This window comes from Streptomyces rectiviolaceus (assembly GCF_039533825.1).
In the GTDB taxonomy this organism is placed as follows: domain Bacteria; phylum Actinomycetota; class Actinomycetes; order Streptomycetales; family Streptomycetaceae; genus Streptomyces; species Streptomyces rectiviolaceus.
In genome coordinates this window covers 1-22948 of record NZ_BAAAUG010000066.1, presented here as the reverse complement: position 1 = coordinate 22948, position 22948 = coordinate 1, and the positions used below count along the sequence as shown (strand labels likewise).

At 69.6% G+C, this 22948-nt stretch carries 20 protein-coding genes and 4 tRNA genes; 12 read left to right on the top strand and 12 right to left on the bottom strand.

Translation table 11 applies throughout. From position 1 onward, the window contains the following. Positions 1-4 precede the first annotated feature (4 nt). Genes ABD378_RS19415 through ABD378_RS19405 form a run of 3 tightly spaced genes read left to right on the top strand, consistent with a single transcriptional unit; the run spans position 5 to position 2308 of the window. On the top strand, positions 5-643 hold the full coding sequence (locus ABD378_RS19415; protein ID WP_344522184.1) for a TetR/AcrR family transcriptional regulator: 639 nt from the start codon (positions 5-7) through the stop codon (positions 641-643). A gap of 9 nt (positions 644-652) precedes the next feature. Further along, positions 653-1447 carry a maleylpyruvate isomerase family mycothiol-dependent enzyme gene (locus tag ABD378_RS19410; protein ID WP_344522183.1) on the top strand — a complete coding sequence of 265 codons (795 nt, stop codon included), beginning with the start codon at positions 653-655 and terminating at the stop codon, positions 1445-1447. A 60-nt stretch (positions 1448-1507) separates the two neighbouring features. After that, entirely contained in the window at positions 1508-2308 is an 801-nt protein-coding gene (locus ABD378_RS19405) for an META domain-containing protein (RefSeq protein ID WP_344522182.1), read from the top strand. Here ABD378_RS19405 and ABD378_RS19400 read toward each other — a convergent pair. From ABD378_RS19400 to ABD378_RS19390, 3 genes are all read right to left on the bottom strand, one after another. After that, on the bottom strand, positions 2280-3542 hold the full coding sequence (locus ABD378_RS19400) for an LPXTG cell wall anchor domain-containing protein (RefSeq protein WP_344522181.1): 1263 nt from the start codon (positions 3540-3542) through the stop codon (positions 2280-2282). The two genes, ABD378_RS19405 and ABD378_RS19400, sit on opposite strands and share 29 nt — an antisense overlap. 166 nt (positions 3543-3708) lie before the next feature. After that, positions 3709-5121 (bottom strand): sulfatase family protein, encoded by a 1413-nt coding sequence (locus tag ABD378_RS19395; protein ID WP_344522180.1) that lies wholly within the window; start codon positions 5119-5121, stop codon positions 3709-3711. 78 nt (positions 5122-5199) lie between these two features. Next, positions 5200-5301 carry a putative leader peptide gene (locus tag ABD378_RS19390; protein WP_344522179.1) on the bottom strand — a complete coding sequence of 34 codons (102 nt, stop codon included), beginning with the start codon at positions 5299-5301 and terminating at the stop codon, positions 5200-5202. Between the two features lie 163 nt (positions 5302-5464). On the opposite strand from ABD378_RS19390, the gene purF reads away from it, so the two are divergent. Both purF and purM read left to right on the top strand, forming a co-directional pair. Continuing rightward, positions 5465-6991, top strand: coding sequence for an amidophosphoribosyltransferase (gene purF, locus ABD378_RS19385; protein ID WP_344522178.1), 1527 nt, complete (start codon positions 5465-5467; stop codon positions 6989-6991). 37 nt (positions 6992-7028) lie between these two features. Continuing rightward, positions 7029-8096: a phosphoribosylformylglycinamidine cyclo-ligase gene (purM, locus tag ABD378_RS19380; RefSeq protein ID WP_344522177.1), complete on the top strand. Its 1068-nt coding sequence runs from the start codon at positions 7029-7031 to the stop codon at positions 8094-8096. 122 nt (positions 8097-8218) lie between these two features. On the opposite strand, the gene ABD378_RS19375 is transcribed toward purM, so the two are convergent. Next, complete coding sequence (locus ABD378_RS19375; RefSeq protein ID WP_344522176.1) at positions 8219-8476, bottom strand: DUF3073 domain-containing protein; 258 nt, start codon at positions 8474-8476, stop codon at positions 8219-8221. A gap of 290 nt (positions 8477-8766) precedes the next feature. Further along, positions 8767-9849: a Leu/Phe/Val dehydrogenase gene (locus ABD378_RS19370; RefSeq protein ID WP_344522175.1), complete on the bottom strand. Its 1083-nt coding sequence runs from the start codon at positions 9847-9849 to the stop codon at positions 8767-8769. 209 nt (positions 9850-10058) lie between these two features. Between ABD378_RS19370 and ABD378_RS19365 the strand changes: the two genes are divergently transcribed. Then, on the top strand, positions 10059-10928 hold the full coding sequence (locus tag ABD378_RS19365) for a DUF8083 family protein (RefSeq protein ID WP_344522174.1): 870 nt from the start codon (positions 10059-10061) through the stop codon (positions 10926-10928). Between the two features lie 503 nt (positions 10929-11431). Continuing rightward, positions 11432-11638: a developmental transcriptional regulator BldC gene (bldC, locus tag ABD378_RS19360; RefSeq protein WP_003949541.1), complete on the top strand. Its 207-nt coding sequence runs from the start codon at positions 11432-11434 to the stop codon at positions 11636-11638. Between the two features lie 546 nt (positions 11639-12184). Here bldC and ABD378_RS19355 read toward each other — a convergent pair. The 3 genes from ABD378_RS19355 to hrpA form a co-directional block, all read right to left on the bottom strand. Continuing rightward, on the bottom strand, positions 12185-12394 hold the full coding sequence (locus ABD378_RS19355; protein ID WP_344522173.1) for a DUF6274 family protein: 210 nt from the start codon (positions 12392-12394) through the stop codon (positions 12185-12187). Between the two features lie 178 nt (positions 12395-12572). After that, positions 12573-12647, bottom strand: a tRNA-Asp gene (locus tag ABD378_RS19350). A gap of 95 nt (positions 12648-12742) precedes the next feature. After that, entirely contained in the window at positions 12743-16744 is a 4002-nt protein-coding gene (gene hrpA, locus ABD378_RS19345; RefSeq protein ID WP_344522172.1) for an ATP-dependent RNA helicase HrpA, read from the bottom strand. 83 nt (positions 16745-16827) lie between these two features. On the opposite strand from hrpA, the gene ABD378_RS19340 reads away from it, so the two are divergent. The 4 genes from ABD378_RS19340 (at position 16828) to ABD378_RS19325 (ending at position 20078) form a co-directional block, all read left to right on the top strand. Next, positions 16828-17202: a hypothetical protein gene (locus ABD378_RS19340; RefSeq protein WP_344522171.1), complete on the top strand. Its 375-nt coding sequence runs from the start codon at positions 16828-16830 to the stop codon at positions 17200-17202. A 64-nt stretch (positions 17203-17266) separates the two neighbouring features. Continuing rightward, a complete protein-coding gene (locus tag ABD378_RS19335) occupies positions 17267-18061 on the top strand; it encodes a DsbA family protein (protein ID WP_344522170.1) in 795 nt (264 codons plus the stop codon). Then, entirely contained in the window at positions 18058-18924 is an 867-nt protein-coding gene (locus ABD378_RS19330; protein WP_344522169.1) for a cytochrome c biogenesis CcdA family protein, read from the top strand. The genes ABD378_RS19335 and ABD378_RS19330 overlap by 4 nt, the downstream gene beginning before the upstream one ends. Before the next feature lie 29 nt (positions 18925-18953). Continuing rightward, positions 18954-20078 (top strand): ABC-2 transporter permease, encoded by a 1125-nt coding sequence (locus tag ABD378_RS19325; RefSeq protein ID WP_344522168.1) that lies wholly within the window; start codon positions 18954-18956, stop codon positions 20076-20078. Between the two features lie 323 nt (positions 20079-20401). On the opposite strand, the gene ABD378_RS19320 is transcribed toward ABD378_RS19325, so the two are convergent. The 4 genes from ABD378_RS19320 to ABD378_RS19305 form a co-directional block, all read right to left on the bottom strand. After that, a tRNA-Phe gene (locus tag ABD378_RS19320) sits at positions 20402-20475 on the bottom strand. A gap of 22 nt (positions 20476-20497) precedes the next feature. Then, positions 20498-20572 (bottom strand) — tRNA-Asp (locus ABD378_RS19315). Positions 20573-20611: 39 nt separating this feature from the next. Beyond that, positions 20612-20684, bottom strand: a tRNA-Glu gene (locus ABD378_RS19310). Between the two features lie 79 nt (positions 20685-20763). Then, entirely contained in the window at positions 20764-22314 is a 1551-nt protein-coding gene (locus ABD378_RS19305) for a metallophosphoesterase family protein (protein ID WP_344522167.1), read from the bottom strand. Positions 22315-22373: 59 nt separating this feature from the next. Here ABD378_RS19305 and ABD378_RS19300 point away from each other — a divergent pair, with 59 nt between their 5' ends. After that, the gene (locus ABD378_RS19300) at positions 22374-22724 is read left to right on the top strand and encodes a metallopeptidase family protein (RefSeq protein WP_344522166.1); all 351 of its coding nucleotides are present in this window, start codon (positions 22374-22376) and stop codon (positions 22722-22724) included. The last annotated feature ends 224 nt before the right edge of the window (positions 22725-22948 follow it).

Genomic DNA, 22948 nt, shown 5'->3' with positions numbered 1-22948 from the left:
CTGCATGACTGAGGAGCTCGGGCTGCGTGCGCGCAAGAAGAAGCAGACTGCCGCGCGGATCTGGCGGGTCGCCGTGGACCTCTGCTCCGAGCGGGGCTTCGACCACGTATCGGTGGCGGAGATCGCCGAGGCCGCCGAGGTGTCGAAGATGACCGTCTTCAACTACTTCGGCACCAAGGAAGGCGTGATCGTCAGCCCGATGGAGGAGCACGTCGGCGACCCGGCCCGCGCGGTGCGCGAGCGGCAGCCGGGGGAGTCCGCGGTCGCCGCGATGCGCGGCCAGTTCCTGGAGCAGATCAGCGGACGTGACCCATCGATCGGCCTCAGCGGGGACCCGCGCGCCCTCAAGGTGCGCCAGCTCATCAGCGAGACGCCGCCCCTCGCGCACCGCATGGTGATCTTCCACATGAGCAGTGTCCAGCTCCTCGCTGACGCCCTCGCCGAGGAGACGGGCGACATGCTCCTCGCGCGGGTCGCGGCCTCCCAGCTGATCGGCGCCCGGAACGCGCTCATCGTGGAGAACCACCAGCGCACCCTCGTCGGCGACCCGCTCGAGGAGATCGCGGAGGACTGCGCCGCGTTGGCCGAGCGGGTGTTCGGCCAGGTGGAAAAGGGCCTCCAGGGGTACCCCGGGAAGAATTAGGCTCGGCCCATGCCCCCGGCCAAGAAGCGCACGCGTTCGTACGACTCCGCCAAGATCCGCACCGCCGTGCTCGCCCAGTTCGGGAACGTACGGGAAGCGGTCGGCGCCCTGGAGCCCGAGCAGCTCGCCCTGCCGACCAGGCTCGGCGGCTGGACCGTCCGCGAGCTGGCCGCACACCTCACGATGGCGCTCGGCGGCGCCACCCGCTTCCTGGCCATGCCGGAGCCCGCGGCACGCGAAGTGGCCCTGCTCGACTGGCCGTTCGCGACCGCGTCGGCCGCGGCGCAGGTCGACGAGGCGTCGCGGGCCTTCGCCGCGCAGGAGGATCTCGGCGAGCTGTACACGCGTACGCTGGCGGCCTTCGAAGAGGTGCTGCCCGACGTCACGGCGGGGCGGCTCATGCCCACCCGGTTCGGTGCGATGACCCTCGACGACTTCCTGGTCACCCGCACCGTCGAGCTCATCGTCCACACCGACGACCTGAACGACGCGGTGCCGGGTCTGGACGTCCCGTACGACCGTCAGGCCCTGGCCGCCTGCACCCGGCTGCTCGCCGACGCCCTCGCGGTGAAGGCTCCCGGCGGCGCGGTCGAGGTCAGGATCCCGCCGTTCGCCGTGGTCCAGTGCGTGGAAGGGCCCCGGCACACCCGCGGAACCCCGCCGAACGTCGTCGAGACCGACCCGCTCACCTGGATCCGCCTCGCGACCGGGCGTACGGACTGGAAGACGGCCCTGGACGCGGCGAAGGTCAGCGCGAGCGGTGAGCGTGCGGACCTGGCGGGGCTGCTGCCGGTCATGAGCTAGCCGGGCCGCACCAGCGGGCCGGAGGGGAACCAGAACCCCCACTTGTCCCGTCACAGCGGCATGCAGAAGCAACGACTGACTCCGACCGTCATGGCCCTGGCCGCCGCGGGCGTGCTCACCGCGTGCGGCACCGAGACCGGCTCAGGCAGCGGGTCCGTCGGGTCCGAGCCGCGCCTCACCGGCGTCCACTGGAGCGTCGAGAGCGTCACGGTGAACGGCAAGAAACAGCAGGCCCCGGCCGACGCCTACGTCAAGATCGGCGACAAGGGGAAGGCCGAGGGCAACTACGGCTGCAACGGCTTCTCCGCGGACGTGTCGATGGACGGCGACAGCGTCGACTTCGCCAACGCCATCTCCACCAAGAGGGCCTGCGACAAACTGGACTTCGAGGACGTCTTCAAGGGCGCCATCGGCAAGGGCGAGCTGAAGGCCGCGGTCGACGGCGACAAGCTGACGCTCACCACCGACAAGGGAGACCGCGTGGCCCTCACATCGGAGCCGGACGCCCCGCTGACGGGCACGAAGTGGAACGTGAACGCCATCGGCGACGGCAAGGCCATGGCCTCCCTGCCGAAGGAAGTGGCAGGCAAGGCCCATCTGACCTTCGACAAGGACGGCACGGTCCGCGGCAAGCTCGGCTGCAACAACGTCTCGGCCAAGGCCGATGTGCAGGACGGCACCATCACCCTCGGCGCTCCCCGGAGCACCCGGATGATGTGCCAGGGAGCCGAGGCGGAGACCGAGAAGAAGCTCCTCAAGCTCTTTGACGGCAAGGTGAGCTACCGGCTGAGCCACGGCGGGCTCTCGCTCACCGCGGCCGACGGCACGGTCGTCAGCGCGAACGCCGACCAGAAGAAGTAGCGCTGGTACGGGACTTCAGCAGGAACGCGCCGCCGAGGGCGAGCAGCAGGCCGCCGCCGATGGAGTAGGCGAGCGTGGTGTCGGAGTCGCCGCCGGTCTCGGCGAGTTCGGTTGAACCGCCTTCGGGGCGTGCGTCGTTGGCGGCGGGCTCGCTCTTCGCGGGCTCCGCAGGCGCCGCCACCCCGTCCAGGCTCACCTGCACCGTCGCCGCTTCCGCCCCCGCCTTCACCACCTCGACCTCGACCTTGCGGGCCTTGTCCGTCAGCTTCGCCCCTGCCTTGAGCGCGTCCGCGTCGGCCGGGGCGTCGCCGCCGGTGGACTCGTCGGCGTCCGGGGTCGGGTCGATGAGCGCCGACTTCGTGTAGTCCCCGTCCGGCACCCGGTAGGCGTGCACGCCCTGGATCTCGCCGTCGACGGTGCCGGATTCGTGCCGCAGCTCCACGACGAGGCGGTCGTCGCCCAGCGGAATGTCGAGCGCGCGGACACCGCTGCTCTTCCCGTACAGCGGACGCAGCGTGTAGGTCGCCGACTTGTCGGCCTTCGCGACCTCGCCGCCCGTCAGCCACTTGTTGTGGAGGAGCTCGGGCGAGGTGAGCCCTGCCTCCCAACCGCCGCCGCCCATCGGGGTCTTGTGGCTGGTGCCGTCCTCCTCGCAGCCCGCGCCGAGATCGCCGTCGGGGCAGCGAAGCCGCATGTGGTGGCTGTAGCCGAAGTTGTGGCCGAACTCGTGGACCAGGGCCGTCATCGACATCTTGCCGTCGGCGCCGACGGGCATCCAGGTGGTGCCGCCGCCGACCGTGCCGAGCGCGAGCCAGTCGCAGCCGGCCTTCTCCGAGGGGAAGACGAGCGACAGATGGTCGTAGCTGTCCTCGGGGACACCCTTCGCGGCAAGGGCCTTCCGCGTCAGGTCGTTGATCTTGCCGGTGTCGCAGCCGGTGGCCGCGAGATCGATGTCGACGGGACCGGTGACGCCGTCGCCCTCGGCGGCCTTGAAGGTGGTCGCACCGCCGGTGACCTCGTTGTAGTACGAGGTGAGGGAGCCGGTGGCGCCGAAGTAGTTGTCCTTCAGGGCGGTTTCGAGCTTGCCCGCGTCCGGGATCCGGCTGTCCGTGAAGTTCACCATGACGACCTGGACGCGCCGCTCCGGCTCGTCGGCGGCGGGCGCGGGCGCGGCGGCGGTCAGGACGGCGGCCACGGCGGCCGGTATGAGGCAGAGGCGCGGGGACGGCTTCATGGGGGACCTTCCGAGTGGGGGTTCGCGCGGGACCTGTAGATCAACTTGGGCGCGCGCGAGGCACGCTAGCGATCACATCGGCCCGCGCGAACCCCCGGGAAGGCTTCTTAGGCCGCGCTTAAGGCTCAGTTCAGGGAGGAGAGCCAGTTCAGGGAGGAGGCTCAGTTCAGGCAGCGGGGTACGGCAGCAGCTCCGCGTCGGTCTTGTCCCAGGCCGCCTTCAGCTCGGCGAGGAGCTTCGGCTCGTCGGCGGCCCGGTCGGCCTGCTCCCGCTGATCCGCCGCGAGGTTGAAGAGCTGGTCCTTGCCGCCCTTGCCCCGGTAGTACTTCCACTCCCCGCGCCGCAGCGCCCGCTCCCCACGCACCCGCCAGAACAGCTCACGCTCCGCGAGCAGCTCCTCGCCCTTGAGGAGATAGGGCGCGAGGCTGGTCCCGTCCAGCTTGTACGCGGGGTCGGGCCTGGCCCCGCCGATGTCGAGCAGCGTCGCCGTCCAGTCCGGGGTGAAGACGGGCTCGTGGCTGACCTGCCCGCCCGCCAGCCGCGCGGGCCAGCGCACGATGGTCGGCACACGGATGCCGCCCTCCTGGAGCGAGGCCTTGTTGCCCGACAGGGGCCAGTTGTACGAGAAGCGCTCACCGCCGTTGTCGGAGGCGAAGAAGACCAGGGTGTCCCGCTCATGCCCGGACTTCTTCAGGGCCTTCAGAACCTCACCGACCGACCGGTCCAGGTCCTGCACCATCTCCGTGTACTTCTCGACGGAGCCACCGTCCTGGTGCCAGAGCGCGCCCTTCTCGCCCGCCTTGATCCTCCGTACGATCTCGGCGCTCTCCTCCGTGTCCCCGTCGGCGATCCACGGCCAGTGCGGGGTGGTGAAGTTCAGGTTGAGCAGCCACGGCTTGTCCCCGTGGTCCCGCCGGACGTACTCGCTCGCGCGCTCGGTCAGGATGCGCGTGTAGTACCGCAGGTCCTTGTACTCGGCGTCACCCTCGTAGAGGTCGTACTCGCCACCGAGCCCCAGCTTCGAGTAGTACTCCAGGGCGCCGCCGAAGTTCCCGAAGAACTCGTCCCAGCCCGACCGGGTGGGGGAGTAGTCGGGCAGGTACCCGCAGTGCCACTTGCCGATCAGCGCGGTCGCGTACCCGGCGTCCCGCAGCAGCGAGGCCAGCGTGGGATGCGTCGGCTCCAGGCCCACGGACTTGTCCGCGATCGGCTCCGCGAGCCCGCCCTTCGTACGCCCCGGGAAGCGCCCGGTGTAGAGGCTGAAGCGGGTCGGCGAGCAGGTCGCGGACCCGGAGTAGGCGTCGGTGAACCGCACGCCCTGGCGCGCGAGGCGGTCCAGGTTGGGGGTCTTGATGTGCGGCGACCCGTAGGAGGAGAGGTCGGCCCAGCCGAGGTCGTCGCCGAGGATGAAGAGGATGTTGGGCCGCCGACCGCTTCTGCGCGGGTCCGCACGGAAGGGCCGCTCGTGGGCCTCGGCGGCGGCGGGCAGCCCCACCGCGGCGGCGGCACCGGCTCCCACGGCGCCCCCGAAGGCGCGTCGGGACAGGGCGGACTGGTGGTACGAGGACGTCGCTGACATGGCTGCGCTCCTGAAAAGGGCACGGCGCGGCAGGGGGCACGTACCCGGAGTCGAGAAAAAAGCGAACGGAGGGTGAGCTCAGGCAGCGCTGCGACAGATGGCGCTCGCGACACGGACCAGGTCGACGTGGCGGCGCTCCACGAGGGTGACCGACGGGTCACCGAGGGGCTGCGGGGGCATGGACCAGGAGCTTCACGGGACCCACCCGCCCCCGTCAACGCTCTCGCTCACCTGTTCACAAGGGTGTAGCACTCCCCGTACGTCCCGGCGGTGTCATCACGCTCCGTGCGGGGCCCGTATCCCCAATTCGGACCAGTGGTCGATCTCGCCTACACTCGGTGTTGTGCCACGTGGTGACGGTCGACTCAATCATGATCTGCTCCCCGGCGAGAAAGGCCCCCAGGACGCTTGCGGCGTCTTCGGTGTCTGGGCTCCGGGTGAAGAGGTCGCCAAGCTCACTTACTTCGGGCTGTACGCCCTCCAGCATCGAGGCCAGGAATCCGCGGGAATCGCGGTGAGCAACGGCTCCCAGATCCTTGTCTTCAAGGACATGGGGCTCGTTTCCCAGGTCTTCGACGAAACCTCCCTCAGCTCGCTCCGGGGTCATATCGCGGTCGGTCACGCCCGCTACTCGACCACTGGCGCCTCCGTCTGGGAGAACGCCCAGCCGACGTTCCGTGCCACCGCGCACGGCTCCATCGCGCTCGGGCACAACGGCAACCTCGTCAACACGGCCCAGCTGGCCGAGATGGTCGCCGCCCTGCCCAAGGAGGACGGTCGCGCGACCCAGGTCGCCGCGACCAACGACACCGATCTGGTGACGGCTCTCCTCGCGGGCCAGGTGGACGACGACGGCAAGCCGCTGACCATCGAAGACGCCGCCATGAAGATCCTCCCGGACGTTCAGGGCGCCTTCTCCCTCGTCTTCATGGACGAGCACACGCTGTACGCCGCGCGTGACCCGCAGGGCATCCGCCCGCTGGTCCTCGGCCGCCTCGAGCGTGGCTGGGTCGTCGCGTCGGAGTCCGCGGCGCTCGACATCTGCGGCGCCACCTTCGTCCGCGAGGTCGAGCCCGGCGAGTTCATCGCGATCGACGAGAACGGACTGCGAACGTCCCGATTCGCTGAAGCGAAGCCCAAGGGCTGTGTCTTCGAGTACGTCTATCTGGCGCGCCCCGACACCGACATCGCGGGCCGGAACGTCTACCTCTCGCGCGTCGAGATGGGCCGGAAACTCGCCGAGGAGGCTCCGGCCGACGCCGACCTCGTCATAGCGACCCCGGAGTCCGGAACGCCCGCCGCGGTCGGATACGCGGAAGCCTCCGGCATCCCCTTCGGCGTCGGTCTGGTCAAGAACGCCTACGTCGGCCGGACCTTCATCCAGCCCTCGCAGACGATCCGCCAGCTCGGCATCCGTCTCAAGCTGAACCCCCTCAAGGAAGTCATCAAGGGCAAGCGTCTTGTCGTCGTCGACGACTCGATCGTGCGCGGCAACACCCAGCGCGCCCTGGTCAAGATGCTCCGCGAGGCCGGGGCGGCCGAGATCCACATCCGGATCTCATCGCCGCCCGTGAAGTGGCCCTGCTTCTTCGGCATCGACTTCGCGACCCGCGCCGAGCTCATCGCCAACGGCATGACGATCGACGAGATCGCCAAGTCCATGGGCGCCGACTCGCTCTCGTACATCTCCATCGACGGCATGATCGAGGCCACGACCATCGACAAGCCGAACCTCTGCCGCGCCTGCTTCGACGGCGTGTACCCGATGGACCTCCCCGACCCCGAGCTGCTCGGCAAGCAGCTCCTGGAGACGGAGCTGGCCGCCGGTCCGGCGTCCACTGCTGCGGCCGACGCGATCCGTCGCCCGTAAGCCACCCGTAGTAACGACACGAAAGCTCTCAATCACCATGCCTGAGACCACCGGTGCCAGCTACGCCTCCGCGGGCGTCGACATTGAAGCGGGCGACCGCGCCGTCGAGCTGATGAAGGAGTGGGTGAAGAAGACGAAGCGCCCCGAGGTCCTCGGCGGCATCGGCGGCTTCGCCGGACTCTTCGACGCCTCCGCCCTCAAGCGCTTCGAGCGCCCCCTGCTCGCCTCCGCCACCGACGGTGTCGGCACGAAGGTCGACCTCGCCCGCCAGCTCGGCGTCTACGACACCATCGGGCACGACCTCGTGGCGATGGTCATGGACGACATCGTGGTGTGCGGCGCCGAGCCGCTCTTCATGACCGACTACATCTGCGTCGGCAAGGTCCACCCCGAGCGTGTCGCGGCCATCGTGAAGGGCATCGCCGAGGGCTGTGTGCTCGCGGGCTGCGCCCTCATCGGCGGCGAGACGGCCGAGCACCCGGGTCTGCTCGGCCCGGACGACTTCGACGTAGCGGGCGCCGGCACGGGCGCGGTCGAGGCCGACCGTGTCCTTGGCCCCGATCGCATCCGTAAGGGTGACGCGGTCATCGCGATGGCGGCCTCCGGTCTTCACTCGAACGGGTACTCGCTCGTCCGGCACGTGGTCTTCGACCGCGCGGGCTGGTCCCTGGACCGCCAGGTCGAGGAGTTCGGCCGCACGCTCGGCGAGGAGCTCCTGGAGCCCACCAAGATCTACTCCCTGGACTGCCTGGCGCTCACCCGCACCACGGACGTCCACGCCTTCAGCCACATCACGGGCGGCGGCCTCGCGGCCAACCTGGGCCGGGTCATCCCGGACGGCCTGCACGCGATCGTCGACCGCGAGACCTGGACGCCCGGCGCGGTCTTCGACGTCGTCGGCAAGGCGGGCCAGGTCGAGCGCCTTGAGCTGGAGAAGACGCTGAACATGGGCGTCGGCATGATGGCGATCGTCCCCGAGGAGTCCGCCGACGCGGCCCTCGCGACCCTCGCGGACCGCGGCGTGGACGCCTGGATCGCCGGTGAGATCACCGAGCGCGGCGACCACACGGACGGCGCGGCACTGATCGGCGACTACGCCAAGTAGGCCGGTGAGGCAGCCTTCGGAGCAGCACAAAACCCGGTCCGGGGTGGTGACCACCCCGGACCGGGTGAAGTGCAGTTGCTACGAGAACTGCGAATACTGCGAGTGCTGCGAATGCAACGAGGTCAAGCGCCGCGGCGCTGCGACGAGGGACCGGACTCTTCGGCAGAGTCGTCGTCCTCGTCGTCGTTATACAGATCCGCGTACTGGGCGTACGGGTCGTCTTCCTCGTCGTCGTCCTCGAACGGCTCGCCATTCGGCGGCTGTTGCGAAGTCGAAGCGCCCAGCTCATTGGCCAGACGCGAGAGGTCAGTCCCGCCGCTGCTGTACTTCAGCTGGCGGGCGACCTTCGTCTGCTTGGCCTTTGCCCGGCCGCGCCCCATGGCTCGACCCCCTCGGATATGGGGTTTGGTGACCCCAGAGTCTTGACACGCGTTCATGATCAGGAACGGGCTCTCCGTGGAGAGGCCGGTCCGTAGGGCTTCCACGGTACCTGCTCCTGCGGCCATACGGTACGTCGCCCGCAGGACGCGCCTCGGCGCAGAACCCGCGAGGAGCCCCGTCCTCGCTGGTCAACTGCGATTTTAACCTCTTCTTGTCGGGCGACCCGCCGACGGGGGTGAGTCTTGTCTCTCGCGCACGTCGACGGGGCCCTCTCACGGCACTTCCGGGGTCAGCGGAGGCGGGCCTCCGCCATCCTCTGCTCGGCGATCCTGTCGGCCGCGGCGGCCGGCGGAATGCCGTCTTCCTTCGCACGAGCGAATATGGCAAGAGTGGTGTCGAAGATCTTTGACGCCTTCGCCTTGCACCGGTCGAAGTCGAAGCCGTGCAGCTCGTCGGCGACCTGGATCACGCCGCCGGCGTTCACCACGTAGTCGGGCGCGTAGAGGATCTTGCGGTCGGCCAGGTCCTTCTCCACACCGGGGTGCTCGAGCTGGTTGTTGGCGGCGCCGCAGACCACCTTCGCGGTGAGCACCGGCACGGAGTCGTCGTTCAGGGCGCCGCCCAGCGCGCAGGGGGCGTACACGTCGAGGCCCTCGAAGCGGATCAGCGCCTCGGTGTCGGCGACGGCGGTCACGGAGGGGTGCTTGTGCGTGACGCGGCGCACGGACTCCTCGCGCACATCGGTGATCACGACCTCGGCGCCGTCCTCCAGGAGGTGCTCGACGAGGTGGTGGCCGACCTTGCCGACACCCGCGACGCCGACCTTGCGGCCGCGCAGCGACGGGTCGCCCCACAGGTGCTGGGCCGAGGCGCGCATGCCCTGGAAGACACCGAAGGCGGTGAGCACGGAGGAGTCGCCCGCGCCGCCGTTCTCGGGGGAGCGTCCGGTCGTCCAGCGGCACTCGCGCGCGACGACGTCCATGTCGGCGACGTACGTACCGACGTCGCACGCCGTCACGTAGCGGCCGCCGAGCGAGGCCACGAAGCGGCCGTAGGCGAGGAGCAGCTCCTCGCTCTTGATCTGCTCGGGGTCCCCGATGATCACGGCCTTGCCGCCGCCGTGGTCGAGACCGGCCATGGCGTTCTTGTACGACATCCCGCGTGCGAGGTTCAGCGCGTCGGCGACGGCGGCTTCCTCGCTCGCGTACGGATAGAAGCGCGTGCCGCCGAGGGCCGGGCCCAGGGCGGTGGAGTGGATGGCGATGACGGCCTTGAGGCCGCTGGCCCGGTCCTGGCAGAGCACTACTTGCTCATGGCCCCCCTGGTCCGAGTGGAACAGGGTGTGCAGGACGCCGTTGTCTGCTTCGGTCACTGTGGTGACTCCCGGTCAAGTGGCGGCGGTTGGGCGGGCGCCCGTGCGGGTGGCGGGGCCCGGTGGGCATGAGACTAGAGCCTGTGAGAACCCGGTGGTCGCGCAGTGCCGAGGATCACCCTCTCCCGGCGCAGCGAAGCCTACGACGGAGTTCGGCCATGGCACGATTTGCAGTGTTTTCCAGCCGGTACCCGGGGGAGGGAGCAGCCGTGCCCAAGGTGTCTTCGTTGGTCGTCCCGTACGCGTCCTACTTGCGGGTCTATGAGCCGCTCGCCGCATTCCCGGAACCCGAGCGCGGCCACTGGGCGCGCTACGCGCGTCGCGCCGACCGCCCCTCGTACCAGGACGAACTGAGGCGCTCCCTGGCCGACTTGCTGCCCACACCACCGGTCCCCGTACCGGTGCACGAGAGCAGCGACGCGTTCGTGGTGGAGGCCGACGGGGTGGTGTGCGTCTGCCCCTGGCGCACCCGGCTGCGCGGCTGGCAGGCCCTGGGGGAGCTGCCGGGGCAGCTGCCGACGCCGGTCCTCGACGCGGTCCTGCCGCCGGTGGTGCGCCGCCAGACGGCCGCGGACTACGAACAGTGGCTCGCCCGGAACCCTGACGCGCGCCCCTGGATCCGTACGTCGACGTGGCAGGTGCCGCTGAACTGGTTCGTGCTCGTCTCGGACGAGGAGCGTCAGTTCGAGAAGGGGTACGAGAAGGGGAGCGAGGAGGGCGAGGCGGCGGCCTGCGCGCCCGTTCTCCGCTACCGCACGCCGATGGTGCAGGCGCGGCGCCGGGTGGCCCGCGGGCTCAGGACGCTGCGGGACGCGATCGACGAGGGACCGCTCGTCGACGGGCTCATGGACGTGGGCCGGTGGCTGGAGGAGTTCCATCCGCGCTCACTGGTCGAGCTCGACTACGGCGGGCTCGTGCACGCGCTGTCCGAGGAGCAGCTCGACGAGGATCACTCGGCGGCGGACGTGGCGGAAGGAATCGAGGCGCTGCGCAGCGGCGACGGCGAGGGTGCCGGCGAGGCGTATGCGAGGCTCATGGAGCGATGGAAGGCGGTCCGGGACCGTCAGTTCTCGAACTGATCGTCAGCGGGGCCGTTCGTAGGTCGCTGTTCGTAGGTCACCCCTACGTGGCGCCTACACGGGACGTAGGTCCCGATCCGGGCTTTTGTATCAAGCGTGACGGACCGCACTTACTGGGCCCTTGCGCCCATCGCCCCCCCTCGTGCCAAAATAGGACAAGGAGCCCGGGGAGGGCTCCTTCCGTCCATGTACGGGCGGAATACTCAGCATTGCACGCTATGGGGGGTCTGTTGACTCCTGATCGCTCTGTGACTGATCGTCACTGTGGCGTGACTGTCCGCTATGGCATGGTCCATCGGCTTCCGTCGCTGATAGACACCTGGGAGGGCAATTCCATCGGTTTGGCCGACGTGGCTGGACGGATGGTGTAGTTGTAGTGCCGAGGACAAGCCGTTCGTCCTATAACCGACTCGACTCGCGTCCGCCATTTCGGGCAACGCGGGTCAAGGTGCAGAATTTAGAGGAATGAACCGAGAAGGTTCGGTTCTCCGAGGAGGCCGCTCATGACCGCTCGCACCCCTGATGCCGAGCCGCTGCTGACCCCGGCTGAGGTTGCCACGATGTTCCGCGTCGACCCGAAGACGGTGACGCGCTGGGCCAAGGCAGGCAAGCTCACGTCGATTCGCACGCTCGGCGGGCATCGCCGTTACCGCGAGGCTGAGGTCCGCGCACTGCTCGCGGGTATCCCGCAGCAGCGCAGCGAGGCCTGATTTACCGCATAACCGCAGTACCAGGACGAAAAGTACGACCGCTGTCGGGTCCCCCAATCCGGCCGCAACGTCCGACTTCTAGCTACACGCGACGCGGGTCCCGCCCCAACGGGTCCCACTCCTGAGCTTCATGGGTGAGTCGTTTCGATCGCGCTGGACTCCGCCGGGTCCAGCGCGATCTTTTTTGTGCGCCCAGGAGATGCAGGTGAGCGCCGCTGTGGGCGGGCTTGTTGGTCTCTGAGGGGTGCTGGGGCCGCACTGCGGGGAGGCTGTGGCGCCACCCTTCCGCCACCCTTGTGGCGCCCGGGTGGATGCTGTGCGGGGTGGTGCAATTGCACATATTAAATTGACCTGTTGTAAGACGGGTGTAAGTTCAGGGGTTTCCAAAACTAGTTCGGTGACACCCGTCACATGCCGTGAACCTTGTTGCCCGCGATGTCTCTGAGTTAGAGGGGATCCCGGGGTGTGCAGGGGAGTTGGCGCCGCGCGCCCGAGGCCCTACTCCTCACCCTCCCACCACCGGGGTGGGCCGCGGGTCGGCTTTGGTCACGCGTTCGAGGGACTTTCGTCCCCACCCGGCTCGCGGCCGCTCTCGCAGCCGCTCTGGACCGCTGGGGCGGTCTCCAGGGCGAGCCGCTCGAGCCGGTGGCAGATCGGGCAGTGCCGGGTCAGGTGGCGATAGCTCGTCGCCGCGGAGAGGTGGGCGCGCAGCAGGGCGCGTGTCTCGTGTCGTGCGGACGCCGCCGAAGCCGTCATGGGCCACCTCCCGCTGGGGAGCGGTCCCGCCCCGTTCCCTGTTGTCTAGGTACCGGCGGAATGTGACGGAGTCAAGGTGCGGGAACGACAACGGGCCGTATACACAAGGGATACGGCCCGTTGTCGGCGTACGCGAAGAGGGCCCGCATCCTTGCCGGATGCGGGCCCTCTTCTACTGCGGTCCTGACGGGATTTGAACCCGCGGCCTCCACCTTGACAGGGTGGCGAGCACTCCAAACTGCTCCACAGGACCTTGCTTTGCGGCGCTTCTTGCTGCGTTGCGCTGCGAGACGAGACTCTACAGCAGCCCACGGGTACTGGTCGAACTCGCTCTGCGTGAGCGGACCCTCACGGGGCCACCGCGTCGATCGCCTTCACGATCCGCTTGTCCGAGACCGGGTACGCCGTGCCCAGCGCGTGCGCGAAGTAGCTGACGCGCAGCTCCTCCAGCATCCAGCGGATGTCCAGGACCTCCTGGGGGACGGGGCGGCCCTGCGGGAGCTGTTCCAGGAGCCAGGCGTACTCGTCCTGCATCTCGTGGACCTTCTCCATGCGCGAGGTGTCCCGCTGCACGTTCGTCGGCATCTGCTGCAGCCGGCGGTCGGCGGCCACCATGTAGCGCATCAGGTCAGCCAGGCGGCGGATCCCCGTGGCCGTGACGAAGCCGGGCCCGACGAGGGCGTCCAACTGCGCCCGTACGTCCGTGAGGTTGGCCAGGAGCGTCGGGCTCTTCGTCGACTTCAGGCGGCGCTCGCAGGCCTGCCAGGCGGCGAGGACCTGCTGGACCTGGGCGACCGTGCGGACCGTCGTGTCGACGATCTCGGCGCGCACCTTCTCGTACAGCTTGCGGTACGACTCCTCGTCCCAGGCGGGGCCGCCGAAGTCACCGATCAGCTTGTCGGCCGCCGCCATCGCGCAGTCAGCGAAGAGCGCCTGGATGGAGCCGTGCGGGTTCGCGGACAGGGCGATCTTCTGGGCGTTGGTCAGCTTGTCCGAGGCGAACTTGGCCGGATTCACCGGGATGTTGCGCAGAATGAGGCGGCGCGTTCCCTTCCACATCGCCTGCTGCTGCTCGGCCTCGGTGTCGAAGAGGCGTACGGAGACGGTGTTCGCCGCGGAGCCGTCGTCCACGAGCGCCGGATACGCCTTCACCGGCTGGCCCGCGCGACGCGTCTCGAAGACACGGCTGAGGGTGCCGATGGACCAGTCCGTGAGGCCCGTCCGCTCCACCGCCGCGCCGCCACTGCGCTCGGCGGTCGCGGCGGCCGCCTGGGAGAGGGCCTTGCGGGCCTTCGGGCGCAGCTGGAGCTTCAGCGCCTCCAGGTCCTTGTCCTCGGCGAGATTCTTGCGCCGCTCGTCGGTGATCCGGAAGGTGATCTTCAGGTGGTCCGGTACGCGCGTGAGGTCGAAGTCGTCCGGCGAGACGGGGACGCCCACCATCCGCTGCAGCTCCCGCGCCAGCGTCACGTGCAGCGGCTCCTGGAGGGGCACGGCCCGCTCCAGGAACGCCGTCGCGTAATTGGGCGCCGGGACGTAGTGCCGGCGGATCGGCTTGGGCAGGGAGCGGATCAGCTCGATCACGACCTCCTCGCGCAGGCCCGGGATCTGCCAGTCGAAGCCGTCCGCCGTGACCTGGTTCAGGACCTGGAGCGGTACGTGGACCGTGACGCCGTCCGCGTCCGCGCCCGGCTCGAACTGGTACGTCACCTTGAACTTGAGCGGGCCCTGCTGCCACGTGTCGGGATAGTCGTCCTTCGAGACGTCGCCGGCGCGCTCGTTGATCAGCATCGACCGCTCGAAGTCGAGCAGCTCGGGCTCTTCCCGCTGCTTCTTCTTCCACCAGGAGTCGAAGTGCGCCCCGGAGACGATGTCTTCCGGCACCCGCTGGTCGTAGAAGTCGAAGAGCGTCTCGTCGTCGACGAGGATGTCGCGGCGCCTCGCGCGGTGCTCAAGCTCCTCGACCTCGGTGAGGAGCTTGCGGTTGGCCGCGAAGAACTTGTGGTGCGTGCGCCAGTCGCCCTCGACGAGCGCGTTGCGGATGAACAGGTCGCGGGAGACCTCGGCGTCGATGCGGCCGTAGTTCACCTTGCGGTCGGTGACGAGCGGGATGCCGTACAGGGTGACCTTCTCGACCGCCATCACCGCCGCCTGGTCCTTCTCCCAGTGCGGCTCGCTGTACGTGCGCTTCAGGAGGTGCTGGGCGAGGGGCTCGACCCACTCCGGCTCGATGCGCGCGTTGACCCGGGCCCACAGGCGGGAGGTCTCGACGAGCTCGGCCGACATGATGAAGCGCGGGGGCTTCTTGAAGAGCGCGGAGCCCGGGAAGACCGCGAACTTGGCGTTGCGGGCGCCCAGATACTCGCCACGGCCGCCGCGCTGCTTCGGGTCGCTGTCCTTGGACTCCTTCACGTCCTTCATCCCGATGTGGGAGAGGAGCCCGGCGAGCAGGGAGATGTGCACCTGCTGCTCGGGGGCGTCGTCCTCGTTCAGATGGATGCCCATCTGCTTGGCGACCGTACGCAGCTGCGTATAGATGTCCTGCCACTCGCGGATCCGCAGGAAGTTCAGGTACTCCGACTTGCACATCCGGCGGAACGAGGACGAGCCTCGCTCCTTCTGCTGCTCGCGGACGTACCGCCACATGTTGAGGAAGGCCAGGAAGTCGGAGGTCTCGTCCTTGAAGCGCGCATGCTGCTGGTCGGCCTGCGTCTGCTTCTCGGCGGGGCGCTCGCGCGGGTCCTGGATGGAGAGCGCGGCGGCGATCACCATGACCTCGCGTACGCAGCCGTTCTTGTCGGCCTCCAGGACCATGCGGGCCAGGCGCGGGTCCACCGGCAGCTGGGCCAGCTTGCGGCCCTCCGGGGTGAGGCGCTTCTTCGGGTCCTTCTGCGTCGGGTCGAGCGCGCCCAGTTCCTGGAGGAGCTGGACACCGTCGCGGATGTTGCGGTGGTCCGGCGGGTCGATGAAGGGGAACTTCTCGATGTCGCCGAGACCGGCCGCCGTCATCTGGAGGATGACCGACGCGAGGTTGGTGCGCAGGATCTCCGCGTCCGTGAACTCGGGCCGTGCGACGAAGTCGTCCTCGCTGTACAGGCGGATGCAGATGCCGTCCGACGTACGGCCGCAGCGGCCCTTGCGCTGGTTGGCGCTGGCCTGGCTGATCGCCTCGATGGGCAGCCGCTGCACCTTCGTACGGTGGCTGTAGCGGGAGATGCGGGCCGTGCCCGGGTCGATCACGTACTTGATGCCGGGGACGGTCAGGGAGGTCTCGGCGACGTTCGTCGCGAGAACGATCCTGCGGGCTGTTCCCGCGCCGGGCCGCTGGAAGACGCGGTGCTGCTCGGCGTGCGAGAGGCGGGCGTAGAGGGGGAGGACTTCCGTGAACCTGAAGTTCTTCTTGTTCAGCGCGTCCGCCGTGTCCCGGATCTCGCGCTCCCCGGAGAGGAAGACGAGGATGTCGCCCTTGCCCTCGCCCTGGAGCTCCTCGACGGCGTCGGTGATCGCGGTGATCTGGTCGCGGTCCCCTTCTTCACCTTCGGCGGACTCGGCGTCCTCTTCGAGGAGCGGTCGATAACGCACCTCGACCGGATACGTACGGCCGCTGACCTCGACGACCGGGGCGTCCCCGAAGTGTCTGGAGAACCGCTGCGGGTCGATGGTCGCCGAGGTGATGACGACCTTCAGGTCCGGGCGCTTGGGGAGGAGCTGGGCGAGGTAGCCCAGCAGGAAGTCGATGTTGAGGGACCGCTCGTGGGCCTCGTCGATGATGATCGTGTCGTACGCGCGCAGCTCGCGGTCCGTCTGGATCTCGGCCAGCAGGATGCCGTCCGTCATCAGCTTCACGTACGTGTCGGCGCCCACCTGGTCCGTGAAGCGGACCTTCCAGCCGACGGCCTCGCCGAGCGGCGTGTTCAGCTCGTCGGCCACGCGCTCGGCGACCGTGCGGGCCGCGAGACGGCGGGGCTGCGTATGGCCGATCATGCCCCGCAGGCCACGGCCGAGCTCCATGCAGATCTTGGGGATCTGCGTCGTCTTGCCGGAGCCCGTCTCGCCCGCGACGATCACGACCTGGTGGTCGCGGATCGCCTCGGCGATGTCGTCCTTCTTCTGGCTGACCGGGAGTTCCGGCGGATACGTGATCTTGGGCAGACGGCTGCCCCGCTCGGCCATCCGCGCCGATGCCTTGTCGACGTCCGTCGCGATCTCGGCGAGGACGGCGGCTCGGGCATCGGGCTTGCGGATCCGGCGCGCACCCTCGAGCCGGCGTCCGATCCGGTGCTCGTCGCGCAGCGACAGCTCGGAGAGGCGTGGGGCGAGGGTGTCGAGGGTGAGGGCAGGCTGCGTAGACATACGGCGTCCAGGATCTCACCCGCCGCTCGGAGGTGGCGAACCGATTTCTCTGGCGGGGCCCCCGGGCACGTACGATTCCGGGCATGTCGTCCCGCTCGCGTCTGTCGTGGTGCCCCTTGCTGGGGGTGCTGCTCGTCGTGCTCGGGGCGTTCTGCGGGCCCGCCGCCGTGGCGTCCACCGCTTCGGCGCAGCAGTCACGAGCCGCGGCGACGGCCTTCGTTCACGAGACCGACAGCGTGCCCGGCTGCGGCAAGGGCAGCCAGCAGGACAGCGGGGGCCGTCCGGCGTCGCCGCCGCGCCCCGGTTCGGCACATGAACTTCTCCCCGCTCTGTACGAGGCCCACGCGGCGACCGGCTCCTGGGGCGCCGACCAGGCTGTTCTCTCTGTCTCGCCGGGCCGCGCGCCACCCGCGCTCGCGCCGCCCTCACCGATAGAACTCTCCGTTCTGCGCGTGTAGGAGACCCCTGTCTCTCAGCCAGGGGTCCCTTGATCGACGTACGCAACAGGAGAAACGCACAGCCATGCCCAAGAAGCCAGGCAAGCCCAGCGCGTCCAGCAAGCCCAGCACGTCCAGCACGTCCAGCAAGAAGAACATCGCCATCGGGGCCGGAGTGGCCCTCGCCGCCCTGCTGCTCGGCGCCGCTTCCTACAGCGCCACCAGGCCCGACGAGCCCTCCTCGGTCACCGCAAAGGAGGAGCCGGCCGCGGACGTCTCCGCCGACCCGCAGGCCGGGGTCTACCCGGAACTGGCCAAGCTCGCCCGGCGCGACGCCAAGGACCCGCTCGCCCAGGGGCGCGCGGACGCACCGGTCGTGCTCATCGAGTACGCCGACTTCAAGTGCGGCTATTGCGGCAAGTTCGCCCGCGACACCGAGCCGGACCTGGTGAAGAAGTACGTGAAGGACGGCACCCTGCGCATCGAGTGGCGCAACTTCCCGATCTTCGGCGCCGACTCCGAGTCCGCCGCGCGCGGCGCGTGGGCCGCCGGTAAGCAGGGCCGCTTCTGGCAGTTCCACGCGGCGGCGTACGCGGAGGGCTCCAAGGAGAAGGGGTTCGGGGGTGACCGCCTGAAGGAGCTCGCGAAGGAGGCCGGGGTCAAGGACATCGGCCGCTTCTCGGACGACGCGGGCAGCGCCGCCGCCAAGGCCGCGGTGAAGAAGGACCAGGAGGAGGCGTACGGCCTGGGGGCCACGTCGACTCCGTCCTTCCTGGTCAACGGGCGGCCCATCTCCGGGGCGCAGCCGGACGAGGTCTTCGACCAGGCGATCGAGCAGGCGGCTTCCGCTGCCGCTTCGGGGGACGGCGGGAAGAAGTGACCGCCGATGTGGGGTACTTCGCGGCGTTCCTGGGTGGGCTGCTGGCTCTCGTGAGCCCATGCAGTGCTCTGCTGCTGCCCGCCTTCTTCGCGTACTCGATCGACTCGACCTCACGGCTGCTCGCGCGCACCGGCATCTTCTACGCCGGTCTCGCGACGACCCTCGTGCCGCTGGGCGCGGCGGGCTCGGTCGCCGGGCGGTTCTTCTTCGGGCACCGGGACCAGCTGGTGCTCGTCGCCGGGTGGCTGATCATCGCGCTCGGTGTGCTGCAGGTCGTGGGGATGGGGTTCGCCTCGCGGAAGATGGCCGAGCTTTCGGGCCGTATCCGGCCGACGACTGCGGTGTCCGTGTACGCGCTGGGGGCGGTGTACGGGCTCGCGGGGTTCTGCGCGGGTCCGATCCTGGGGAGCGTCCTGACGGTGGCGGCGGTGAGCGGAAGCCCGGTCTACGGAGGGCTGCTGCTCGCTGTCTACGCGTTGGGGATGGCCGTGCCGCTGTTCGTCCTCGCGCTGCTCTGGGAGCGGTTCGACCTGGGGAGGCGGCGGTGGCTGCGGGGGCGTGCCTTCCGGGTCGGGCGTTTTGAGCTGCATACGACGTCGTTGCTGTCGGGCGCCTTCTTCGTGGCCCTTGGCGCGCTCTTCCTCGTGTACGACGGGACCACCGCGCTGCCGGGTCTGCTCGACGTGGACGACTCGTTCGCCGTGGAGCGGTGGGCCGGGGGCGTGGGCCGGGCGGTGCCGGACTCGGTGCTGCTGGTCGGGGTCGTGGCGCTGGTGGGGGTGGGGTTCGGGGTGCGGGCCTGGCGGAGGCGGGGGCGTGGGCCTGGATCTGGGTCTGGGCCGGTGGAGGCTGAGCAGGGGTAAGTCCGTTATGGGTGGTTTAGCGTATTCGTATGTCTGACCAGCCTGACCAGTCTGAGCAGGAGCCCGACCGGCCTGACCATGAAGAGCACCGGCACGGTGTCCACGGGAGGACTCCCACCCGGGGTGAGCGGTGGGCGTCCTTCAAGGAGTCGCCGTTCCTGCCCGCGGTCGTGCTGGTGTTCATCCTGGCCGCGGCCGCGGGGCTCTTCGCGGGCTCGTACACGTACTCCATGGCGAACCCGACCCCGCACCGCATCCCCACGGCGGTGGTCGGGGCGCAGGAGGCCACGCGGGGCAAGGCGTTCCTCGACGGCATGGAGAAGGCGCTGAACGCGTCGCTGGAGGTCCACGACTACGACAGTGTCGCCGCGGCGCGGAACGGGGTGGAGGAGCAGAAGGTCTTCGCGATCCTCGCGGTGGCGTCGGGGGACAAGCCGGGGGACAAGGTGACGTTCGACGTCTCGGGGGCCTCCGGGGCGTCGGTCGCGCAGGTGCTGGCGGAGGCGGCGCCGAAGGTGGGGGCGGAGGTGGGGGTGCCGGTGACGGTGAAGGACATCAAGCCCCTCCAGGAGGGCGATCCCCGGGGGCTTGCGATCTTCTACATCTCGCTGGCGGCGGTGATCATCGGCTTCGTCGGGGCGATCCAGCTGAGCGTGCACGCGCGGGGGCTCAACCCGGCGGAGCGGATCGCCTTCACGGTTCTCTACGCGCTGCTCGGCGGGTTCGTGATCGCTGCGGTGGTGGACTGGTGGCTGGGGGCGGTGGATATGCCGTTCGTCGAGTCGTGGCTGATCCTGGCGCTGACGATGTTCGCGTCGGGGATGGTCTTCACGATGTTCAACACGATGTTCGGGCGCTGGGCGATGATCCCGACGTGGGGCCTGATGGTGCTCCTCGGCAACCCGTCGTCGGGCGGCGCGGTCTCGTGGCCGCTGCTCCCCTCGGTGCTCGGCCACATCGGGCGCTGGCTCCCGCCGGGGGCGTCGGTGAACGCGCAGCACACGGCGGTGTACTTCGGCGGCCACCAGCACGCGTTCCCGTTCCTGGTCCTCGCGGGCTGGGCGGTGCTGGCGTCGGCGGTGTTCTGGGTGTGGCGGCACCGGCATCCGGGTGGCCGCGAGAAGCCTGCGGCGCACGCGGTGGCGGCGGCTTGAACGGTGCGGGGTCGCTCCGCGGGGTGGGTACGGTGCCGCGCCGGTATGTCCGTCCTCGCTATCGTCCGGTGGCCGCGGGGCTACTTCGGCTCCGGAGCGCCGCGAACCGTGCTCCGGGCGGACATACCGGCACGTCCCCTCGCGTCTCGTTGCCGACTGCGGGTGCGTGGGGGCCGATCTTCCCTGGTGCCGCCTCCCCAGACCACCCCGCCTGGCACCGCGGGGCAATCGGGCGGGTGGGCGGGAAAGGCCTGTTCGTGTGGAGGCCCCCCGCCTGGGGAACGGCGAAGGCCCCGTCCACCTGGACGGGGCCTTCGGAGAGGTGGCTGGGGCCGGGATCGAACCGGCGACCTATCGCTTTTCAGGCGATCGCTCGTACCAACTGAGCTACCCAGCCACGCGATTCAAGGAATCGCAAGCGGTCCTGACGGGATTTGAACCCGCGGCCTCCACCTTGACAGGGTGGCGAGCACTCCAAACTGCTCCACAGGACCAAGCGTTGTGCGAGCACTAGTCTCGCACAAGGTGTTGCGTGCCCCCAACGGGATTCGAACCCGTGCTACCGCCTTGAAAGGGCGGCGTCCTGGGCCACTAGACGATGAGGGCTAAGGGCCCACCTGGGCGCTTTGCAGCGCGTCGGGGACGTGAGAAGCATATGGGATGCGGGGAGCTATCGCCAAAACGGTTATCGGGGGGCCGGGGAGCCGCTCCCCGGGGAGCGGGCCGGCGGGGGCGGCGACGGGGTCGCGCCGGGCTGGTTCTCCTTCGGCAAATGGCGGCTGACCTCCGCCTTCGTCAGCCCGAGGCCACCCAGTTTGATCTCGTCCCAGGCTTGGAGGCGGCGGGTGTCGCGGTCCAGGTAGAGGACCGACGTCTCGACCGGGTCCGGGTACTTGCCCTCCACCGCCCGCAGCCCGCTCCCGCCCGTGGACCCCTCGATGCGCAGCCGCGTCCCGCCGTCCATGACCTCCATCTCCTGGTGGTGCACATGGCCCGCGAGGACGAGCGGCACCTCGCCGTCCGTCTCGCGCGCGGCATCCGGGTTGTGCGCGACGGCGATGTCGACGGGAGTGCCGGCCGCCCGCTGGTCGCGCAGGGCGGAGGCGAGGGCGATGCCCGCCATCTCCTCGACGGGCTTGCCCTCCGCCCGCACCGAGCGGTCCGGGGTGTGCTGCGGATCGCCCGTCCCGGCGAACCGCAGCCCCGCGACCGACACGGCCCCGCCCTCGTCCAGGACGTGGACGTTCTTCATGTCCCGCAGATAGCGCTGGGTGGCGGCCGAGTCGTGGTTGCCCCTGACCCACACGTACGGAGCCCCCAGGTCCTCGATCGGGTCCAGGAAGGCGTTCTCGGCGGTGCTGCCGTGGTCCATCGTGTCGCCGGAGTCGACGATGGCGTTGATGTCGTACTGCTCGACCAGCGAGGCGATGATCTTCCAGCTCGCCGGGTTGAGGTGGATGTCCGAGACGTGCAGGACGCGGATCGTGGACGGGTCCGGCGAGTACGCGGGGAGCGTCGACGTCACGTCGTACAGCTTCGTCACGTTGGTGACCAGGCGCGCCAACTCCTGCTGGTACACGTCGAATTCGCTCACGATGCTGCGCGCGTTGCCGACCACCGACGGCGCGCTGCTGAGCAGGCCCGAGAACTTCGGCTCCAGGACCGACTTCGGGTTCCACGTCGCGTACGCCGCCGCGCCCGAAGCGGCGAGCAGTGCCAGGGCCAGGCCGCCCGCCGCCAGGGCGCGGCGCGGGCGCCGGTAGACGCCGAGGCCCAGTGCGGTGGCGCCCCCGACGACGGGCGCGCAGGAGAGCGCGGCCAGGTCGAGCGTGCCGTGCCCGACGTCCTTGGCGACCTCGTCCTGGAGGCCGGAGATCCGCTCGGGATGGTCGACCAGGGCCTGGGAGCGGACCGGGTCCAGGCGGTCCACGTCCACGTCCAGGCGGATGGGGGCGACGTGCGAGCGCAGTTCGAGGGCGCCGAGCGGGGAGACGTCGATCTTCGTGCCGCCGGTGAGTGAGGGGCGCAGCGTCATCCGTGTGTCCATCGGGCCCACGGGGGCGTGCACGCTGCCGACGATGAGCAGGCCCAACCAGGCGCCGAGCAGGACGACCGTGACGAGGCCCACCGCGCGGCCGTACGGGTGCGGAGGGCTGATGAGCTCGCCCACCGGGTGAGGGTGGCGGGATCGGTAGTGGCGTACGAGAGCGGCGGGCGCACGGAAGTCGCGGGCCATTGGGCCCGTATGCCCATGGGGAGGGGTGGCTATGCGGGACGGTGGCTGACAATGGGGGTGTGCTGGAGATGACGCGGGAAGAGTTCGAGGAACTGGTCGCCGAGGCGCTCGACCGGATTCCGCCGGAGTTGACGCGGTTGATGGACAACGTGGCGGTGTTCGTGGAGGACGAACCACCCGCCGCCGACCCCGAGCTGCTCGGGCTCTACGAAGGGACTCCGCTGACGGACCGGGGCGAGTGGTACGCGGGAGTGCTGCCCGACCGGATCACCATCTACCGAGGTCCGACGCTGCGTATGTGCGAGTCGCGGGAGGACGTGGTCGCGGAGACCGAGATCACCGTGGTGCACGAAGTCGCACATCACTTCGGGATCGACGACGAGCGCCTGCACGCCCTGGGGTACGGCTGACGGTCGCGGGCGTCGCGGTCCGTGTCCTCTTGTGGGGCAAGGGAGTTGGGTAGGACGTCCCGCTTCTCAGCGCCTCGGAGGTGCTCGGCCGTGCGCCAGTTGTACGTTCCTGTCCGGTGGGCCGCGGCGGCCGTGGCCGTCATGGCGACCGCGGGCTGCATGAGCATCGGTGACGACGGGGGCGGTGAGCCCGGCCCCGCGCGGTCCGCGGGCGAGCGCAGCGC

Bases quoted from the DNA above. Each gene is read 5' to 3' on its own strand.
- ABD378_RS19415 (WP_344522184.1), top strand. From the start codon at position 5: ATGACTGAGGAGCTCGGGCTGCGTGCGCGCAAGAAGAAGCAGACTGCC.
- ABD378_RS19410 (WP_344522183.1), top strand. From the start codon at position 653: ATGCCCCCGGCCAAGAAGCGCACGCGTTCGTACGACTCCGCCAAGATC.
- ABD378_RS19405 (WP_344522182.1), top strand. From the start codon at position 1,508: ATGCAGAAGCAACGACTGACTCCGACCGTCATGGCCCTGGCCGCCGCG.
- ABD378_RS19400 (WP_344522181.1), bottom strand. From the start codon at position 3,542: ATGAAGCCGTCCCCGCGCCTCTGCCTCATACCGGCCGCCGTGGCCGCC.
- ABD378_RS19395 (WP_344522180.1), bottom strand. From the start codon at position 5,121: ATGTCAGCGACGTCCTCGTACCACCAGTCCGCCCTGTCCCGACGCGCC.
- ABD378_RS19390 (WP_344522179.1), bottom strand. From the start codon at position 5,301: ATGCCCCCGCAGCCCCTCGGTGACCCGTCGGTCACCCTCGTGGAGCGC.
- purM (WP_344522177.1), top strand. From the start codon at position 7,029: ATGCCTGAGACCACCGGTGCCAGCTACGCCTCCGCGGGCGTCGACATT.
- ABD378_RS19375 (WP_344522176.1), bottom strand. From the start codon at position 8,476: ATGGGGCGCGGCCGGGCAAAGGCCAAGCAGACGAAGGTCGCCCGCCAG.
- bldC (WP_003949541.1), top strand. From the start codon at position 11,432: ATGACCGCTCGCACCCCTGATGCCGAGCCGCTGCTGACCCCGGCTGAG.
- ABD378_RS19355 (WP_344522173.1), bottom strand. From the start codon at position 12,394: ATGACGGCTTCGGCGGCGTCCGCACGACACGAGACACGCGCCCTGCTG.
- hrpA (WP_344522172.1), bottom strand. From the start codon at position 16,744: ATGTCTACGCAGCCTGCCCTCACCCTCGACACCCTCGCCCCACGCCTC.
- ABD378_RS19340 (WP_344522171.1), top strand. From the start codon at position 16,828: ATGTCGTCCCGCTCGCGTCTGTCGTGGTGCCCCTTGCTGGGGGTGCTG.
- ABD378_RS19335 (WP_344522170.1), top strand. From the start codon at position 17,267: ATGCCCAAGAAGCCAGGCAAGCCCAGCGCGTCCAGCAAGCCCAGCACG.
- ABD378_RS19325 (WP_344522168.1), top strand. From the start codon at position 18,954: ATGTCTGACCAGCCTGACCAGTCTGAGCAGGAGCCCGACCGGCCTGAC.
- ABD378_RS19305 (WP_344522167.1), bottom strand. From the start codon at position 22,314: ATGGCCCGCGACTTCCGTGCGCCCGCCGCTCTCGTACGCCACTACCGA.